This window comes from Kitasatospora sp. NPDC086791 (assembly GCF_040685975.1).
Taxonomy (GTDB): Bacteria; Actinomycetota; Actinomycetes; order Streptomycetales; family Streptomycetaceae; genus Kitasatospora.
In genome coordinates this window covers 102334-117962 of the sequence record NZ_JBFBOC010000007.1, presented here as the reverse complement: position 1 = coordinate 117962, position 15629 = coordinate 102334, and the positions used below count along the sequence as shown (strand labels likewise).

Annotated in this window: 19 protein-coding genes and 1 pseudogene; 8 read left to right on the top strand and 12 right to left on the bottom strand. The window is 74.6% G+C overall.

The window, feature by feature from the left end; translation table 11 throughout:
* Positions 1-42: 42 nt before the first annotated feature.
* On the bottom strand, positions 43-627 hold the full coding sequence (locus tag AB0Q99_RS13215) for a hypothetical protein (protein WP_363571048.1): 585 nt from the start codon (positions 625-627) through the stop codon (positions 43-45).
* Positions 628-837: 210 nt separating this feature from the next.
* Between AB0Q99_RS13215 and AB0Q99_RS13210 the strand changes: the two genes are divergently transcribed.
* Positions 838-1635: an MBL fold metallo-hydrolase gene (locus AB0Q99_RS13210; protein WP_363571046.1), complete on the top strand. Its 798-nt coding sequence runs from the start codon at positions 838-840 to the stop codon at positions 1633-1635.
* A gap of 24 nt (positions 1636-1659) precedes the next feature.
* Here AB0Q99_RS13210 and AB0Q99_RS13205 read toward each other — a convergent pair whose 3' ends face one another.
* Entirely contained in the window at positions 1660-2646 is a 987-nt protein-coding gene (locus AB0Q99_RS13205; protein WP_363571044.1) for a zinc-binding dehydrogenase, read from the bottom strand.
* A gap of 110 nt (positions 2647-2756) precedes the next feature.
* Here AB0Q99_RS13205 and AB0Q99_RS13200 point away from each other — a divergent pair, with 110 nt between their 5' ends.
* On the top strand, positions 2757-3140 hold the full coding sequence (locus tag AB0Q99_RS13200; RefSeq protein WP_363571042.1) for a metalloregulator ArsR/SmtB family transcription factor: 384 nt from the start codon (positions 2757-2759) through the stop codon (positions 3138-3140).
* A gap of 57 nt (positions 3141-3197) precedes the next feature.
* Here AB0Q99_RS13200 and AB0Q99_RS13195 read toward each other — a convergent pair whose 3' ends face one another.
* The 5 genes and pseudogenes from AB0Q99_RS13195 to AB0Q99_RS13175 all read right to left on the bottom strand — a co-directional run bounded on the left by AB0Q99_RS13195 (position 3198) and on the right by AB0Q99_RS13175 (position 7516).
* On the bottom strand, positions 3198-5000 hold the full coding sequence (locus AB0Q99_RS13195; RefSeq protein WP_363571040.1) for a phospholipid carrier-dependent glycosyltransferase: 1803 nt from the start codon (positions 4998-5000) through the stop codon (positions 3198-3200).
* Between the two features lie 103 nt (positions 5001-5103).
* Positions 5104-5472: a hypothetical protein gene (locus tag AB0Q99_RS13190; protein WP_363571294.1), complete on the bottom strand. Its 369-nt coding sequence runs from the start codon at positions 5470-5472 to the stop codon at positions 5104-5106.
* Positions 5473-5540: 68 nt separating this feature from the next.
* A pseudogene (locus tag AB0Q99_RS13185) lies at positions 5541-5812 on the bottom strand (sigma factor); the annotation flags it as partial.
* Between the two features lie 93 nt (positions 5813-5905).
* Positions 5906-6532, bottom strand: coding sequence for a hypothetical protein (locus tag AB0Q99_RS13180; protein WP_363571038.1), 627 nt, complete (start codon positions 6530-6532; stop codon positions 5906-5908).
* Positions 6533-6748: 216 nt separating this feature from the next.
* Positions 6749-7516, bottom strand: a complete 768-nt coding sequence (locus AB0Q99_RS13175; RefSeq protein WP_363571036.1) for a CDP-alcohol phosphatidyltransferase family protein — start codon at positions 7514-7516, stop codon at positions 6749-6751.
* Positions 7517-7827: 311 nt separating this feature from the next.
* Here AB0Q99_RS13175 and AB0Q99_RS13170 point away from each other — a divergent pair, with 311 nt between their 5' ends.
* The gene (locus AB0Q99_RS13170; RefSeq protein WP_363571034.1) at positions 7828-8403 is read left to right on the top strand and encodes an NUDIX domain-containing protein; all 576 of its coding nucleotides are present in this window, start codon (positions 7828-7830) and stop codon (positions 8401-8403) included.
* Positions 8404-8470: 67 nt separating this feature from the next.
* Entirely contained in the window at positions 8471-9157 is a 687-nt protein-coding gene (locus AB0Q99_RS13165; RefSeq protein ID WP_363571032.1) for an HAD family hydrolase, read from the top strand.
* Between the two features lie 80 nt (positions 9158-9237).
* Here the strand turns inward: AB0Q99_RS13165 and yidC are convergent, their stop codons facing one another.
* The gene (gene yidC, locus AB0Q99_RS13160) at positions 9238-9942 is read right to left on the bottom strand and encodes a membrane protein insertase YidC (protein WP_363571030.1); all 705 of its coding nucleotides are present in this window, start codon (positions 9940-9942) and stop codon (positions 9238-9240) included.
* A gap of 115 nt (positions 9943-10057) precedes the next feature.
* Positions 10058-10351 carry a DUF6412 domain-containing protein gene (locus tag AB0Q99_RS13155; RefSeq protein ID WP_363571028.1) on the bottom strand — a complete coding sequence of 98 codons (294 nt, stop codon included), beginning with the start codon at positions 10349-10351 and terminating at the stop codon, positions 10058-10060.
* A 236-nt stretch (positions 10352-10587) separates the two neighbouring features.
* Between AB0Q99_RS13155 and AB0Q99_RS13150 the strand changes: the two genes are divergently transcribed.
* Entirely contained in the window at positions 10588-10872 is a 285-nt protein-coding gene (locus tag AB0Q99_RS13150) for a type II toxin-antitoxin system Phd/YefM family antitoxin (protein WP_363571026.1), read from the top strand.
* On the top strand, positions 10865-11287 hold the full coding sequence (locus AB0Q99_RS13145; protein WP_363571025.1) for a type II toxin-antitoxin system VapC family toxin: 423 nt from the start codon (positions 10865-10867) through the stop codon (positions 11285-11287). The genes AB0Q99_RS13150 and AB0Q99_RS13145 overlap by 8 nt, the downstream gene beginning before the upstream one ends.
* Here AB0Q99_RS13145 and AB0Q99_RS13140 read toward each other — a convergent pair.
* The 3 genes from AB0Q99_RS13140 to AB0Q99_RS13130 all read right to left on the bottom strand — a co-directional run bounded on the left by AB0Q99_RS13140 (position 11274) and on the right by AB0Q99_RS13130 (position 13831).
* A complete protein-coding gene (locus AB0Q99_RS13140) occupies positions 11274-11879 on the bottom strand; it encodes a hypothetical protein (RefSeq protein ID WP_363571023.1) in 606 nt (201 codons plus the stop codon). The genes AB0Q99_RS13145 and AB0Q99_RS13140 overlap by 14 nt on opposite strands.
* 102 nt (positions 11880-11981) lie before the next feature.
* Positions 11982-13094 carry a Gfo/Idh/MocA family oxidoreductase gene (locus tag AB0Q99_RS13135; RefSeq protein WP_363571021.1) on the bottom strand — a complete coding sequence of 371 codons (1113 nt, stop codon included), beginning with the start codon at positions 13092-13094 and terminating at the stop codon, positions 11982-11984.
* Between the two features lie 101 nt (positions 13095-13195).
* Positions 13196-13831, bottom strand: coding sequence for a MarR family winged helix-turn-helix transcriptional regulator (locus AB0Q99_RS13130; RefSeq protein WP_363571019.1), 636 nt, complete (start codon positions 13829-13831; stop codon positions 13196-13198).
* 215 nt (positions 13832-14046) lie between these two features.
* On the opposite strand from AB0Q99_RS13130, the gene AB0Q99_RS13125 reads away from it, so the two are divergent.
* On the top strand, positions 14047-14604 hold the full coding sequence (locus AB0Q99_RS13125) for a carboxymuconolactone decarboxylase family protein (protein ID WP_363571017.1): 558 nt from the start codon (positions 14047-14049) through the stop codon (positions 14602-14604).
* A gap of 200 nt (positions 14605-14804) precedes the next feature.
* Positions 14805-15584, top strand: coding sequence for an HAD-IIA family hydrolase (locus AB0Q99_RS13120; RefSeq protein WP_363571015.1), 780 nt, complete (start codon positions 14805-14807; stop codon positions 15582-15584).
* The last annotated feature ends 45 nt before the right edge of the window (positions 15585-15629 follow it).

The window sequence follows — 15629 nt, the reverse complement described above, 5'->3', positions numbered from 1 at the left end:
GCCCGGCCCGACACCGTTGCGCCGCAGGCCATGCCCGGGCGGTCAGCAGCCGCACTCGTCCGGGCCGACGGGCGCCAGCCCGGCCTGCCGGGCCAGCCACTCGGCGCGTTCGAGGTCGCCGCTGCGGAAGTGGATGAACAGCGTGTGGTCCTCGGCGGGCCGGTCGAAGTCCGCGGCGCGGCTGTTGAGCACGATCTGCAGGCGGGCGTCCTTGGCCCGCGGCTTCAGGCCGAGTTCCGGGGCGGCGGGCCACGCGAATCCGCTCCAGTACAGCGCGGCGGGCCCGGACCCGACGAGGTCGAGGAACCGGTCCTCGACCGACCCGAGGGGCCGGTCGAAGACGTCGACGTCGAACGGGGCCAGTTCGTCCAGCCGTGGATCACCCGTCTCGAACAGGGCGCGGATCTCGGCACTGCTCTCCGGACGCGTCCGGTCGGAGGCCGACACCCGGCTGCCGGGGATCGTTTCGAGCACCTGCCGCGCCTCCGCCGACGTCATCCCCAGCGCGTGGGCGTCCACCGAGACGTCGCCCCACGGCTCGGTGAAGTCCAGCAGGAGGCGGGCGGTGTCGTGGAGGGCGTACCGGTCGGGCGTGCGCAGGACCGGCAGGGCCCGGGAGGTGCTCATGGCACGGAGTCAACCAGCCCGGGCGGGGCACGGCACGCGAATACCCGCCGCGTCCGCCCCGCCGGCCCGGCTCGCTGACACCGGTACCCCGGAGCCCCGCCCCCACGCGGGAAGTCGACCCCGCCGACTTCCCGCGCGCGGAAACGTGTGGTGTCCCCGCCCTGCCGGAAATGATCACGGAGGCCGGCCGCCGGGCGCTACCCTCGTCGGATGTCCGACGAACGCTTGCGCCTCGCCGTCCTGGGGAGCGCGACGCCCTACCCGAGCGCCGACAACCCCTGCTCCGGCTACCTGGTGTCCGGCGGCGGCGCCCGGGTGTGGGTGGACGCCGGCAGCGGCACCCTCGGCCCGTTGCAGCGCCACGCCCGGCTGGACGAACTGGACGCGATCTGGATCTCGCACCTGCACGCCGACCACTGCGCCGACCTGCTCACCGCCTACTACGGCGCCCTGCACGCGGACGTCCGACTCACCGCGCCGATCCCGCTCTACGGCCCGCCCGGAACCGCCGACCGGCTGGCGGCCTTCCTGACCAACACGGCGCGGCGCAGCCCGGTCGAATCGGCCTTCGCCGTCACCGAGTTGTCCGACGGCCACCGGGTGCGGGTCGGCGGTCTGACGCTGACCAGCCGGGCGGTGGAACACGGCATGCCGGCCTTCGCCCTCCGGGTGGACGCCGGCGGCCGCTCGCTCGTCTACTCCGGCGACTGCGCCCCGTGTGACGCCCTCACCGAACTCGCCGACGGCTGCGACCTGTTGCTCTGCGAGGCGGAGAGCTCCGGACCGGAGCCCGGTCGGGTGAGCCCCGAGCCCGAGCCGGGTGCCGGGGCCCCGGCGCACCACACCCCCGAGCAGGCCGGCGCCACCGCCACGGCGGCCCGCGCCTCCCGCCTGCTCGTCACCCACGTCGGCCGCGCCATGACGCCCGCCGAGGCCGTCGACCGGGCGGCGGCCCGCTTCGCCGGTCCGGTCGGCCACGCCGACCCGGGCGCGGTCTTCACGGTCTGACGGCGGGCCGGCCCTCGGCAGGGCTCAACCACCCACCCGCACCACGTACTTGCCCGTCGCCCGCCGCTCCTCCATCGCGTCGTGGGCGGCCGCGACGGCGGCCAGGTCGGGCAGTTCGGTGACCGGGAGCCCCAGGCCGCCGTCGGCGAGGAGGCCGAGGACCCGGCGGATGGCGCGGGCCAGGCGGTCGGGGGCGGTGGCGGCCAGGCCGCGGTGGCTGAAGCCGGTGACGGTCAGGTTGCCCGCCATCAGACGGCCGAGCGGGGGCAGGTCGGCGACGGTGCCGCCGCCCGCGTTGCCGAACAGGACGATCCGCGCGCCGGGCGCCGCCACGGCGAGGTCGAGTTCGAGGGCCTCGGTGCCCAGCGGGTCGAGGACGAGGTCGACACCCCGGCCGTCGGTGGCGTTCCGAACGGCCTCGGACAGCGCCTCGTCGCGGGCGAAGGCGTGGTCGTAGCCGGAGGCGGTGGCGGCGGTGGCCTTCTCCGGGCGGCCGACGGTGCCGATGAGCCGGCCGCCGCCGAGCAGCGGGACGAGTCGGGCGACGGCGTCGCCGATCCCGCCGCCCGCCGAGTGCACCAGGACGGTGTCACCGGCCTCGAACCGGCCGGCGTCGGTCAGCAGCAGCATCGCGGTGGCCAGGCCGAGCGGGACGGCGGCGGCCTCGCGCAGCGCCACGCCGTCGGGGAGCGGCACGGTGAGCGCGGCCTCCGCGACCGCCACCTCCGCCAGACCGGCGCCGACGGGCGCGGCCACCACCCGGTCGCCGACGGCCAGGCCGGTGACGCCCCCGCCGATCTCCCGGACCGTGCCGGACACCTCCTTGCCGGGCCGGTACGGCCACTCGGAGGTGTAGCCGCCGTCGCCGCGGCGGGCCATCACGTCGACGAAGTTCAGTCCGGCGTAGGCGACGTCGATCGCCACCTCGCCGGGCCCGGGGTGCGGTGCCCCGAGCTCCCGGACCTGCGAGTGCTCGGCTCCACCGGGTGCGGTCATCACCAGTGCGCGCATGTCGGTCCCCCTCGACTACGATGTTCGACGAACTACGAAATTGACGCGGGACAGTGGTACCACGCCGTTTCGATGGATGTCGAACATCACAGATCAGAGAGGTGGGACCCGTGCCCCGCAGCACCCGCCGCCGACCGGCGCTCGCGCACCCCGCGACCGAGGAGATCGACCTCCTCGACGTCCTGCACGCACTCTCCGACCCCACCCGGATGACCATCGTTCGCGTTCTGCGCGCCGAACCCGAGCGGGCCTGCGGCACCTTCCCGGTGGACGTCGCGCCCTCCACCCTCAGCCACCACTTCAAGGTGCTGCGCGAGTCCGGCCTGATCACTCAGCGGGAGGAGGCCAACCGCCGCTTCTCCGCGCTGCGGACGGTCGACCTGGAGCGGCGCTTCCCCGGTCTCCTCGACACCGTCCTCGCCGCCTACGGGCGCACGGGGGGCGGCGCCGAGGCTCGCGGCGGCGGCGAGGCGTGCGGCGGCGAGGACGGGTAGTCGGGCGAATGGTCGAGGGGGCGGCCCCGGGCGGGCGGCCCTGAGCGGGTGCTCGGCTCAATGCCGCCGCCAGACCACCCAGTTCTGCCGCGCGTCGGCCCGCTCGACGTACCAGCCGGCCGGGTGGTCGGGCCAGTAGGCCTCCGCCGGCTGCCCCGCCGCGGGCAGCGGGGTGACCAGGGCGCTCGCCTCCGCAGGGAGGGGCTGCCAGCGCGGGTCGAGGAACCAGACCCGGCCCCGGTAGACCTCGAAGGCCTGGGTGCCGCGCAGCGACCAGTCGAGGTCCCACGCGAAGACCACGTTGTCGCCCGCCCCGATCCCGGAGTCGCGGGTGAAGCCGGTCGCCAGGCCCTCGCGCCACTTCGCGTGCGGCGTGGCGACCTGCGCGGTGATCGTCGCGGTCGCGAAGGCGGCGAACAGCGCCAGCGCGAGACCGATCGCGGAGAGCACCCGCCTCCCGCCGGAGCGGCGCACCAGGACCACCGCGGCGAGGACGACCAGCGCGGCGGCGGTGGTCCGGAACATGTGGAGCCGGCCCCAGTCGGCGGCCAGGAACGAGACGTCCGGCATGCCCCAGAGCACGAAGACCTCGCTGTGCAGCTTGGAACCGGCAGACCCGACCACCGCCCCGGCGAGCAGCAGCACGAGTCCGGCCGTCCCGGCCGCCGTCCGGTCCAGGGCGCGGCGTCCGCGTCCCGCGAGCACCGCCACGCCGGTGACGAAGGCCGCCGGGACGAGGTAGGAGGTGTAGCGGGCGTACACCCAGTTGTCGATGCGTCCGTCGTCCGGTAGGGCGGCGGCGGAGGCGAGGGCGGTTCCGACCAGCAGTGCCACCAGCACGCCGCCGGTGATCCGGAGTTCCCGCGGGAAGCGGCGGCTGAACACCGCGCACAGGCAGGCGACGACGGCCAGCCCGCCGATGCCCCAGGTGGAGACGGTGAAGCACCAGATCTGCCCGGCGGTGCGGGTGAGCGTCCGCTGGGCGGCCTCCGGGTCGGTCAGGCCCCGCCAGAGGAACCCGCCGACGTCGCTGTTCGCGACGGTGAACTGCGCGTGCAGCCAGCCGGCCAGCAGTTGCGCGCCGAGCACGCCGAGGCCGAGCGCGCCGAGCCCGGCGGTGGTGGCGCGCCACGGCGCGCGGCGCGACAGCAGGACGCCGAGGAGGACGGCGGCGGTCAGCGCGACCACCACGCCGCCGCGGTCGTGGGTGGCCATCGCGTAGCCGGCCGCCGCGCCGGCCCCGACGGCGTGCCAGGTGCGGCGCCGCAGGGTGCCGTCGGCGAGCCAGCCGTGCAGGCAGAGCAGCCAGGCGAGGATCAGGACGGGCAGCACGGCGTCGGTCAGCGCGAACTGCGAGTAGAAGACCACCGGCGGCAGCAGGGCGGTCACCCCGCCGAAGACGTACGCGAGCCGCCGACGCAGGCCGAGGCGGCGCAGGGCGACGTAGGCGAGCGGCAGCACCAGCGCGTTGACCGCGGCGTTGATGCCCATGATCAGCCGGTAGGCGGTGACCGGGTCGTCGGCCAGGCGCAGCGCGGGGGAGATCAGCAGGGGGTAGCCGCCGGGGATGACCACGCCGACCGGGATCTCGGTCGTCGGGCGGCCCGCGAGGACGCGCGCCAGGACGAGGTAGGAGTCCTCGTCGGGGTGGACGGACGGGAAGCTCATGTGCCGGACGAGGACGAGCCGGAACAGCAGCTCGGCGACGTACCCGGCGAGCAGGACGGCGCCGGGGTGGAGGGCGAGGGCCCGGGCGGTGAGGGCCTGCGCGGCGCGCCGGGCGGCGGTGGCGCGCGTGATGGCGGCTGGTCGGGTGGCCGCGGGCGGGGTGGGGGGCCGGGTGGTGATGAGTGGCGGCATGGGGGCGCACCCCTTCTGTCGGACGACTGTATATGTCGTTGGACTGTATATGTAGTCCGATTGGTTCCGAAGAAGGGGTGCGGCGTTCGGGATCAGGCCCGGATCACCGGGCCGCCGGCGGCGGGGTGGTCGGGAGCAGGCTGGCCAGTGGGTTGACGAAGGCCCTGGACTCCAGGCAGGAGGGGCCCGGGGACTGCATCAGCCCGGCTTCCAGCTCGCGGAAGCTGTTGGCCGGATCGGTCCTGGCCAGTGGCAGGTAGATGAAGATCTCCGTGCCCTTGGGGAGTTGACGAGGGTGGACGGTCAGCACCATCGGGGCGTTGCCGGGCCGCGAATCGATGTCCCACCCGGCATTGGGGTCCACGTGCTTCGGCTGCCTCGGCCGCTCGGTCTTGCAGCCGGGCTCGCCCGCGTAGACCCGGGCGCGGATCCCGAATCGGTCCAGGTCGCGCTGCAACTGGATCGTGTCCACCGGCTTGTACCGCTCCAGAATTGCTGAGCCGGACGACGTCCTCGGCGCTCTCCAGGGTGTACGCGACCGTGCCGGCGGGCCGCACGGCGGGTTTTGCGGATGACGTTCCCCGCGATCCCCAGCGGCCACGGCGCCAGGCTGTCGCCCTCGGGGGCGACCCGCGTGCGCAGCCGCCAGGCCTCCAGGAAGGTCAGTGAGACCACGTCCTCGGCGACGGTCCGGTCCCCGGTCATCCGTACCGCGCGCCGGTACACCGTCCGGGCGTGATCCTCGAAGACCTGCCCGAACGCCGCGACGCGGCGTCCCCGGCGCGGATCCGCGCCCGTACCGATTGCTCCACACCCGGTCCTGTCCGGCGGGCCCCGCGCGCTGCGGTGATCCGCGTCACATCGGCGCGCTCCGGTCGGCGGTGTCCCGTGCGGGTCGTGTTCTTTCAGGCCGCGCTGCGGGGCGGGTGGGGGGTCGGGCGGGGGATCGCCGTCGCCCGGTGGCGGCGGTGGTACGACACGGCCACGGCGGCCAGCAGCGGCGCCCAGGCGACGGTGGGCAGGTAGAGGAAGCCGACCAGGAAGTGCCCCAGCGGGGTCATGTCCGTGCCCGGCATGGCCCACCACCCGGCGAAGGGCGTCCAGAGCAGGGCCAGTCCGACGGCGCCGAGCGCGGCCGCGCGGACCACCGCACGGGGGTCGACCGCGCGCCCGCCGACGAACGGGACCCAGCGCGGCGGCACCGTGCCCCAGGGCCGGACCAGCCCGAGGGTCAGCAGGGCCAGCGCCTCGGTGAACAGGCTCAGGAAGACCGGCCACACCGCGCCCCACCCGGTGAACCCCATCGCCTGGTAGCCCGCGTCGGTGTACCCGCCGTGCCAGCCCGCGACCAGCCCGAGCCGCCACAGCCCGGCCGGCAGCGCGGTGACGGCCGCGAGGTGGGCGGCGCGCACGGCCCACCGGGGCGGGGCGGGCACGGCCGGGCGGACGGCGGTGGCAGCGGCGGTGGCGGCAGCGGCGGTGGCGGTGGCAGCGGCAGTCGTGGTGTCGGCGGCGGGCCAGGTCAGCGTCATGCCCTCACCCTCCCGCCCGGGCCCGGCCCACCGCGTCCACCCGGCGACGGGCTTCGCCGGCGCGCCTCCCCCGGGCGGGGGAGGCGCGGGTCACCCTCCCGCCGGGGCGGGCCGGCCGAGGATCGGCAGGTCGCGGGGCCGGCCGGTAACAGGGGCGGCAGGCCGAGTCGCCGGCCGGTAGAAGGGTCGGCCGGTAGCAGGGCCGGCCGGTCGGGCTCAGCGCAGGCGCGAGGAGGACAGGATCGACGCCAGGTGCGCGACCACCATGCCCCAGGTGATCACCGTGATCCCCGCGAGCGCCGCCCGCGTCGCGTCCAGGTTGCCGAGCCCGGTGTCCACCGCGGCCGCCGCCAGCAGCACCAGCGAGGCCTCGATGCCGTTCGTCACCCGGTGGATCTTGAATATCGAGGCGAACCGACGGGCCGTCGCGATGCCCTGCGACCGCGGCTGGGTCGACTCCTCGTCCGCCGGCGGCTGCCCGCTGCGGGCGCGGGCCACGTCCACCAGGTCCGTCGACGCCTTGAGCAGCACCACGCCCAGCGCGGCCGCCAGGCCCACCGACACCCACAGCTCCGAGCCGCCGCGCGCCGCCCGGACGCCCGCGCCGATCATCAGCGCCGCGTCCGCCAGGTAGGCGCCGAGCCGGTCCACGTACACCCCGGCCATGCTGAACTGGCGCTTCCAACGCGCCACTTCGCCGTCCACGCAGTCGAAGAGCAGGAACAGCTGGAACAGCACGGCCGCCAGCACCGCGCCGGTCAGCCCCGGGATCAGCAGGGCCGCGCCGCCGCCGACCCCGCACACCACCATCACCCAGGTCAGGGTGTTCGGCGACACCGAGGTGCGGACCAGCTGCCGGGTGGTCCGCAGCGAGATCCGCCGCATGTACAGCCGACCCGCCCAGTGCTCACCGTTGCGGCTCTGCAGCTTGGCCTGCGGCTGGCACACCTCGCGCAGCTCGGCGAGCGCCGGAGCAGCCACCATGACGACATCCCTCCACCTGTCCCGTAAACGATCACCACAGGCTACGGCCTCCGGGAAACGCCCCGACCGGCCGGTACGGCACCTGCGACGCGGCGGCTCCGTCGGCACGGCCGGGCGAAAACCGGTGGGCCGTCCGACGGCCCCCGGGCTAGGCTGCCCGGGTCCGCCGGAACGGGACTCCCCGGGCCCGACCACCCTTTCCCCACAAGCCCGTTGACGCGATCCGGCGCGGTCCGAGGCGGTCCGCCGCAGCGCGCGAGATCCCGGGCGGACCCGGACCGATCCCGGAGCAGAACGAGGAGTACGGATCCATGGTGACCACGGGCAGCCCGTCGCCCAGCCCCGACCTGGCCCGACTGCTGGACGACCACCGGCCGCACGGCCCGGTCGAGACCGCCGACCACGAGCGGGCCCGCGGCCTCCTCGACGCCGCCGACCCCTGGAACCGCGGCACCTTCCCCCTCCACTTCACCGCCTCCGCACTGGTCGTCCACCCGCCGACCCGCCGCGTCCTGCTGCGCTGGCACGTCCGCCAGCAGGCCTGGCTGCAGATCGGCGGCCACGGTGACCCGGGGGAGACCCGGCCGCTGGACATCGCCCTGCGCGAAGGCCGGGAGGAGACCGGTCTCGCCGACCTCACCCCGTGGCCCGACGCCGCCCTGCTCCACCTCGCGGTGGTCCCCGTCCCGGCCTCGCCCGTCGAACCCGCCCACGACCACGCCGACCTGCGCTTCCTCCTGGCGACCGCCACCCCGGACCGGGCCCGGCCGGAGAACCCGGCCTCCCCGCTGGAGTGGCTCACCGTCGAGGAGGCCGGGCGGCGGACCACCGAGGACAACCTCCGCGAGACCCTCGACCGTGCCGCCCGCCTGCTCCCGCCCGCCTGACGCCCCCGCCCGCCCGGCGCCCTTGCCCGTCCCGACCGCCTGCCGCACCCGCCCTGGAGACCACCGGATGCACACCGACCAGATCCTCATCTTCGACGCCGACGACACCCTCTGGGAGAACAACGTCCTCTTCGAGCGGGTCATCGACGGCTTCCTGGACTGGGTCGCCACCCCGGCCGAACGCGACCGCACCCGGTCCCTCCTGAACGGCATCGAGGCCGCCAACTCCGCCGCCCTCGGCTACGGCGCCACCGTCTTCCGGCAGAGCCTCGCCGACTGCCTGCAGCACCTCAACGACGGCCGCACCCCCACCCCGGCCGAGCACGCCCGGATCGACGCACTGCTCACCCCGCTGAGCAACCGGCAGGTCGAGCTGATCCCCGGCGTCGCCGACACCCTCGGCGCCCTCGCCGACCGGCACCACCTGCTGCTGCTCACCAAGGGCGACCAGGACGAGCAGCAGGGCAAGGTGACGGCCTCCACCATCGACCACCACTTCCGGGGCGTCCACATCGTGGCCGAGAAGTCGGTCGACACCTACCGGCAGCTGACCGCCGACCTCGGCCTCGACCCGGGCCGCACCTGGATGATCGGCAACTCGCCCAAGTCCGACATCGCCCCCGCCCGCCGGGCCGGCCTGCGCACCGTCTTCATCCCGCACGAGCACACCTGGGTGCTGGAGCACGAGGACCTCGGCCCGGACGAGGCGACGCTGCAGCTCGGGGCCTTCCCCGAACTGCTGCGCCACTTCTGACCCGGACGGCCCGAGGGGCTCAGGCGGTCCGACGGTTCCGGACGGCCGACGGCCTCGGACTCTCCTACGGTCCGAGGGCCTCAGACGGCGAGCGCCGCCACCGGGGCCGGCGTCCCGTCCCGGTACAGCCAGGCCCGCTCGGCGGCCGACCACGCGCTCGTCGTCAGCAGGTACAGCGCGGCGGCCACCGGCACCAGCAGCGCGAACAGCACCGACCCGAACGACAGGTACGGCAGCAGCCCCGCCCCCGGCTGCGGGGTGGGCTGCGCCGCCGCGGCCGTCGCCGCCGCACGCCGCGCCCGGCGGAAGTTGACGAACCCGACCGCCGCCAGCCCCGCGTACAGCACCCCGAACACCGCCAGCTGCCCGGCGCCGTGCGCACCGCCGACGTGCAGGCCCAGCGGCACGCCGAACAGGGTGTGGTCGAGCAGGTCGTTCGGGGTGGTGAACAGCCGGTACATCACCGAGAAGAACGGGATCTGCACCAGCAGCGGCAGGCATCCCGCGAACGGCGACACCTGCTCCTTCCGGTACATCTCGGCCAGCGCCTCCTGCAGCTTCTCCGGGCGCTTCTCGTGCTGCTTCCGCAACTCGGCGACCTTCGGCGCGAGCACGGCCCGCGCCTTCTCCCCGCGCGCCGCCGCCCGCGCCAGCGGATGCAGCGCGAGCCGGACGGCAACGGTGAACAGCACGATCGCCGCCGCGGTCGGCAGGACGTGGGCGATGGCGGCGACGACGGTGTGCGCGACGGCGACCGCGGGATCGAGAACGGCGAGAACGGACATGGTGAAGCGAGCCCTCCGGGGTCTCAGGACATGAGTGAACGGCGGAGGACGGCCGCGAAGGAGTTCGAAGCTCCCGAACTCAGGGAGTCACCAGGAACTCCGGGAGCCACCGGGGTTACGCGGCCGCCGGGGCCGTCCCCGGCGCCCTGGGGCGTCGCCGGCCCCGGGCATCCGGATCACGCTGCGGAAGGAACGCCGTACCGAACGCCCGCCGTCGCAGCACCCCGCTGCGCACCGCCGCCGGCGCCCGCGTCCCCAGGACCCGAGCCCCCACCAGCGCCCCGGCGACCGCTCCGGCCACCAACGCCACGGCCGCGACGGCCGCGACGGACGCCAGCGTCCCGCTCTCACCCATCAGGTCCCCGGTCAACACCCGGAGCAGCCCCAGCAGCATCGAAACCACGGCCACGGCCCACTCCTCCTCGGTGTCGCGCCGACTCCCGGACGTACCGGCACGACGATCCTACGGCCCGCCGGGTTCCCGTCCACCACCGGATTCTTCTACGGCGCCTCCACCGCCTCCGCCCGCACCCGCCCGCATTCGTTTGCATTCGAACGCAGTGGGCCCGGAAAGGCGGGGACGGGCTTGCGCCGGGATGTGCGGGGGTGTAGCCATCGGTGCTACGCGGGGCTACCGTGGAGTGCATGAAGACGATTACCCAGCGGGAGTTCCGGAACAACTCCGCCGCGGTGATGGATGCGGTGGAGGCGGGGGAGACCTTCCACATCACCAGGAACGGGGTCGAGGTCGCCGAGTTGCGGCCGGTGTCGGGGCGGCGGCGGCTCACGGCGGAGGAGCTGGTGGCGCGGCACATGACCTTGCCGCGGGTGGACTACCAGCAGATGCGCAAGGAGGCCGAGGAGTACTTCGGGCCCGAGGAGCTGGTGGGGGACGAGGGCGACGACCCGTTCGAGCGGCGGCGTGGCTGAGCGCCGGCGGGCGGCCCGGCGGCGGCCCGCCGGGGTGCTGGACACCTGTGTGTACATCGACCTGGCGCTGCTCGGTCCGGCGGACCTGCCGGCCGTGCCGGAACTGACCGCGATCACGTTCGCGGAGCTGCAGCAGGGTGTGTCGATGGCCCGCGACCCGGTCAGCCGGGCCGCCCGGCTGGAGGTGCTGGGCGCGGCGATGGCCGACTTCGATCCGCTGCCCTTCGACGCGGCCGCCGCCGCGCGCTACGGGACGCTGGTCACCCTGACCATCGCCGCCGGTCGGCAGCCGCGGCCGCGCCGGATAGACCTGATGATCGCCGCCGTGGCCTCCGCCCACGGGCTGCCGCTGTACACCCGCAACGTGGCGGACTTCCGGGGGCTGGGTTCGGCGGTGGAGGTCATCGGGGTGTGAGGGCGGCGGTCCCGTCCTGTTCGACCCGGTCGGCGAGGGCGGCCGCGTACCGCAGGGCCTCCCGTCGGCTGTGGCCGCGCAGCAGGACGGTGTTGTTCGCGCCGCCCTTGCCCCGGTCGGGGCCCGCGGCGGCGCCGACGGCCCAGCGCGGGCGGCCGGTGAGCCGCAGGATCAGCCAGCGGAGGCCGGAGTTCAGGCCGACGAGGATGACGTAGAGGGCGAAGAGGAGGATTCCCTCGACGCCTCCGGAGGCCAGGTCGACGGCCGGGATCGGGTCGTAGTCGTTCAGCGGTCTGCGGGTGGCCCGAAAGCGTCCGAGCCACACCACGGCGATCCGTACCGGTACCTCGTCGGGCCCGGTGACGTCGAGGTAGCCGATGGATCCGGCCCGCTCGCCCTTCGCCCAGGAGGTCCGTTCCGCGGCGATGGACGCGACGTGCCGTTGTTCCCGGCTCTCGGCCTCGATGGCCTTCTGGCGCTTCTCGAACTCCGCGGTGAAGGCCTTCTCGCGCTTCTTCTGCTCGGCGGACCAGGCCCGTTCGCGTTCGCGACGCTCGTCGGCGCTGATCTGCCGCCCCCGCTGACTGTTCATCCGGTCAGCATAGGAGTCGAGTGGGTGGGGGCGGCAGGATCCGGCGGAGCCTTCGGCCGGAGCGTCGGTCAGGTCGGGCGGAGCCTTCGGCCGGAGTGTCCGTCAGACCAGGCGGACCGTCGTCCCGGTCGCGGCGGAGGCGCGGGCGGCCTCCAGGACGGTGAGGGTGGCCACCGCGTCGCGCGGGTCGACCGGGGGCGGGGTGCCGGGGTCGGTCAGGGCGGCGGCGACGCCCGCGTAGAAGGCGGGGTAGTCGCCGGGGTCCGTCGGGAGGGAGATCGCGGACTCGTCGGTGCCGAGGGTGCCGTAGTACGAGGGCTCGTCGGCGCCCCAGGGGCGGGTGTCGTCCGGGCGCAGGCCCGCCCGCAGGTCCGCTTCCTGCGGGTCCATGCCGGACTTGACGTACCCGGCGGTGTCGCCGAGCACCCGCAGCCGGGGGCCGATCAGCGGGGTGATGGCGCTGGTCCACAGGTGCGAGCGGGTGCCGGAGGCGTGGGTGAGGGCGAGGAAGGCGTCGTCGTCCACGACCGCGCCGTCGCGCCGCACGTCGATCTCCGCGTACACCGTCTCGACCGGCCCGAACAGGGTCAGCGCCTGGTCGACCAGGTGGCTGCCCAGGTCGTACAGCGTGCCGCCGACCTCGGCCGGGTCGGCGAGCTCGCGCCAGCCCGGCTTGGGCTTGGGGCGGAAGCGCTCGAAGCGGGACTCGAAGCGGTGCACCCGGCCGAGCGCGCCGCCGCGCACCAGGCGGCTGGTGGTGAGGAAGTCACCGTCCCAGCGCCGGTTCTGGAACACGGAGAGCAGGACGCCCCGCTCCTCGGCGAGCCGGCACAGCTCCAGCGCCTCGGCGGCGGTGCCGGCCAGCGGCTTGTCCACCACGGTGGCCAGGCCCGCCCGCAGGGCGGCGCGGGCGAGCGGGGCGTGGGTGCGGTTGGGCGAGGCGATGACGACCAGGTCGAGCGCGTCCGGATCGGCGAGCAGTTGCTCGGGGGTGTCCACGGCGCGGGCGTCGGGGTGCTCGTGCGCCAACTGCTCGCGGCGCTCGGGATTGGCGGTGACCACGGCGTCCAGCCGCAGCCCCGGGGTGGTGGCGATCAGCGGCGCGTGGAAGGCGGAGCCGGCCAGGCCGTAGCCGATCAGGCCGACGCGCAGCGGCCGACCGGGCACCGGCCGGCCGGGCAGGGAGCGGGAGGTCTGCGGGGTCTGCGGGTTCATGCGGCCTACTCAATCACGAGGCGCCCGGTTGCTCCCGGTTTGCTGCACGGCTCGGTGCGCGGCCTGGGGTGAGGCTCGGTACGCGGCGGCTCCGGGGGCGTTCACGGCTCCCGGGCCGGAGCGTCGTCGGGGAAGACCGCCGGCTCGTGGTCGGGGCAGTCGACGCGCAGCCGGCCGTCGCCGAAGGGGGCGTCGACGAAGTCGCAGTGGTGCGGTGCGCGCGGGTCCTCGGGGTGCGCGTCGGGCCGGTAGAAGCGGCAGGTGACGCAGGTGCGGGAGACCGGGACGGCGTCGTGGTGCTGGAGCGTGCGGATCATCGTGGTGGTGCCGCGGAGCATCGCGGCCACGGTGTCCTCGTCGAGCGCGGCGAGCGCCTCGCCGAGCGGCGGGGGCACGACGGCGAGGCGCTCGGCCTCGGCGCGGCCGGCCTCGGTGAGGGTCAGGGTGACGGCGCGGGAGTCCGCCCGGTCGCGTTGACGGTCCACCAGCTCCTTGCCGGCGAGGGCGCGGACGGCGTCGCTGACGGTGGGTGCGGTGGAGGCGAGCGCGGTGACGATCTCGCCCTGACGGCGCGGCCGCCGGTCGCCGGCCAGGAACAGCAGGATGTCGGCCTGGAGCGGGGTGAGCCGGACCGGGCCGGTGTGGTGCCAGGTGCTGAGGCGGACGGCCTGGCCGAGCCGGGTGAGGCCGATCAGCAACTGCTCGCTGGGGGAGAGCCCGGGCAGTTGGTCCGCCATGGTGTCGGTCCTCTCCGCTGGGTGGCCTCGGGGCCGGTCGGTCGTCGGCGCTCGGCGCCCGGTCCTCGGTCCTTGGCGCTCGGTCCTTGGCCCTTGGTTTCGGCGCTCGGGTTCGGTGCTCTTGCATTCTAGGCAGTGCCAACTATATTTGGCTCTGCCAACAACCACTTGGCACTGCCAAGGAAAGTCCACCGCAGCGAACGGAGAGCACAGCCATGCCCCGACTCGGCACGATCGACCCCGCGACCGCCGAACCCGCCGCCAAGAACCTCCTCGACAAGGTCGAGCGGGCCCTCGGTGTGACGCCCAACATGATGCGCGCCATGGCCACCTCGCCCGCCGTCCTGGAGGCCTACCTCGCCTTCAGCGGCGCCCTGGCCAAGGGGCGCCTCGGCGCCGGTCTGCGGGAGCAGATCGCCCTGGTCACCGCCGTCGAGAACGCCTGCGACTACTGCTACGCGGCCCACCACGTGCTCGGCGCCCGCGCGGGCGTCAGCCCGGCCGACCTCGCCGCCGGCGGCCACGCCGGGGCCGCCGACCCGAAGGAGGCCGCGGCCCTGCGGTTCGCCCGGGCCGTGCTGCGCAGCAAGGGATTCGTCTCCGACGAGGACCTCGCCGAGGTGCGCGCGGCCGGCTACGGGGACGGCGAGATCGGCGAGATCATCGGCGCGGTCGCGCTGAACTCCTTCACCAACTGGTTCAACTCGGTCGGCCGGACCGAGATCGACTTCCCGGTCGTCCCGCTCCCCGAGCCCGCGCCGATCAGCGCCTAGGCTCCCGGCCCGGGGCCGATCCGGTCCCGTGTCCGTTCGTGCCCGGCGCCGACGCGTCCCCCCGACCGCGGCGGGAGTGCGCGTCGGCGCTGTTCCGGTGGGCGGGACGTAGTGCCGTCGGCCAGGTGTGCGGATTAGGCTGTGCCGCGTCAGGGCCCTCGCACGACGCAAGACGCTGCAACACTCCGGGAGACACGCACGTGGCAGACCGCAAGCCCATTGAGTCCTGGCTGACCGACATGGACGGGGTCCTCATCCACGAGGGCACGCCCATCCCCGGGGCGGAGGAGTTCCTGCGCAGGCTGCGGGAGTCCGGCAAGCCGTTCCTGGTCCTCACCAACAACTCGATCTACACTCCGCGCGACCTCAGCGCCCGCCTGGCCGGAATGGGCCTGGAGGTGCCGGAGGAGTGCATCTGGACCTCCGCGCTCGCCACCGCGAAGTTCCTCAAGAGCCAGCGCCCGAACGGCACCGCCTACGTGATCGGCGAGGCCGGGCTCACCACCGCGCTGTACCAGGCCGGCTACGTCCTGACCGACAACAACCCCGACTACGTGGTCCTCGGCGAGACCCGCACCTACTCCTTCGAGGCGCTCACCAAGGCGATCCGCCTGATCAACCAGGGTGCCCGGTTCATCTGCACCAACCCGGACGAGACCGGCCCCTCCACCGAGGGCGTGCTGCCGGCCACCGGCTCGGTCGCGGCCCTGATCACCAAGGCGACCGGCGTCGACCCGTACTTCGTCGGCAAGCCCAACCCGCTGATGATGCGCGAGGCGCTGAACACCGCCGGCGCCCACTCCGAGACCGCGGTGATGATCGGCGACCGGATGGACACCGACATCGTCGCGGGCATGGAGGCCGGCATGGAGACCATCCTGGTGCTCACCGGTCTGACCTCCGCCGCCGACGTGGAGCGCTTCCCGTACCGGCCGACCCGCGTGGTCGCGTCGATCGCGGACCTGGTCGAGCTGGTCTAACCTCTGCGGTGCTGTCGTGGGCCCCGTTCCGGCCGTTCGCCGGGC

Excerpts from the sequence above, each read along its gene's own strand:
- AB0Q99_RS13215 (WP_363571048.1), bottom strand. The coding sequence starts at position 627 with ATGAGCACCTCCCGGGCCCTGCCGGTCCTGCGCACGCCCGACCGGTAC.
- AB0Q99_RS13210 (WP_363571046.1), top strand. The coding sequence starts at position 838 with ATGTCCGACGAACGCTTGCGCCTCGCCGTCCTGGGGAGCGCGACGCCC.
- AB0Q99_RS13205 (WP_363571044.1), bottom strand. The coding sequence starts at position 2,646 with ATGCGCGCACTGGTGATGACCGCACCCGGTGGAGCCGAGCACTCGCAG.
- AB0Q99_RS13195 (WP_363571040.1), bottom strand. The coding sequence starts at position 5,000 with ATGCCGCCACTCATCACCACCCGGCCCCCCACCCCGCCCGCGGCCACC.
- AB0Q99_RS13180 (WP_363571038.1), bottom strand. The coding sequence starts at position 6,532 with ATGACGCTGACCTGGCCCGCCGCCGACACCACGACTGCCGCTGCCACC.
- AB0Q99_RS13175 (WP_363571036.1), bottom strand. The coding sequence starts at position 7,516 with ATGGTGGCTGCTCCGGCGCTCGCCGAGCTGCGCGAGGTGTGCCAGCCG.
- AB0Q99_RS13170 (WP_363571034.1), top strand. The coding sequence starts at position 7,828 with ATGGTGACCACGGGCAGCCCGTCGCCCAGCCCCGACCTGGCCCGACTG.
- AB0Q99_RS13165 (WP_363571032.1), top strand. The coding sequence starts at position 8,471 with ATGCACACCGACCAGATCCTCATCTTCGACGCCGACGACACCCTCTGG.
- yidC (WP_363571030.1), bottom strand. The coding sequence starts at position 9,942 with ATGTCCGTTCTCGCCGTTCTCGATCCCGCGGTCGCCGTCGCGCACACC.
- AB0Q99_RS13150 (WP_363571026.1), top strand. The coding sequence starts at position 10,588 with ATGAAGACGATTACCCAGCGGGAGTTCCGGAACAACTCCGCCGCGGTG.
- AB0Q99_RS13140 (WP_363571023.1), bottom strand. The coding sequence starts at position 11,879 with ATGAACAGTCAGCGGGGGCGGCAGATCAGCGCCGACGAGCGTCGCGAA.
- AB0Q99_RS13135 (WP_363571021.1), bottom strand. The coding sequence starts at position 13,094 with ATGAACCCGCAGACCCCGCAGACCTCCCGCTCCCTGCCCGGCCGGCCG.
- AB0Q99_RS13130 (WP_363571019.1), bottom strand. The coding sequence starts at position 13,831 with ATGGCGGACCAACTGCCCGGGCTCTCCCCCAGCGAGCAGTTGCTGATC.
- AB0Q99_RS13125 (WP_363571017.1), top strand. The coding sequence starts at position 14,047 with ATGCCCCGACTCGGCACGATCGACCCCGCGACCGCCGAACCCGCCGCC.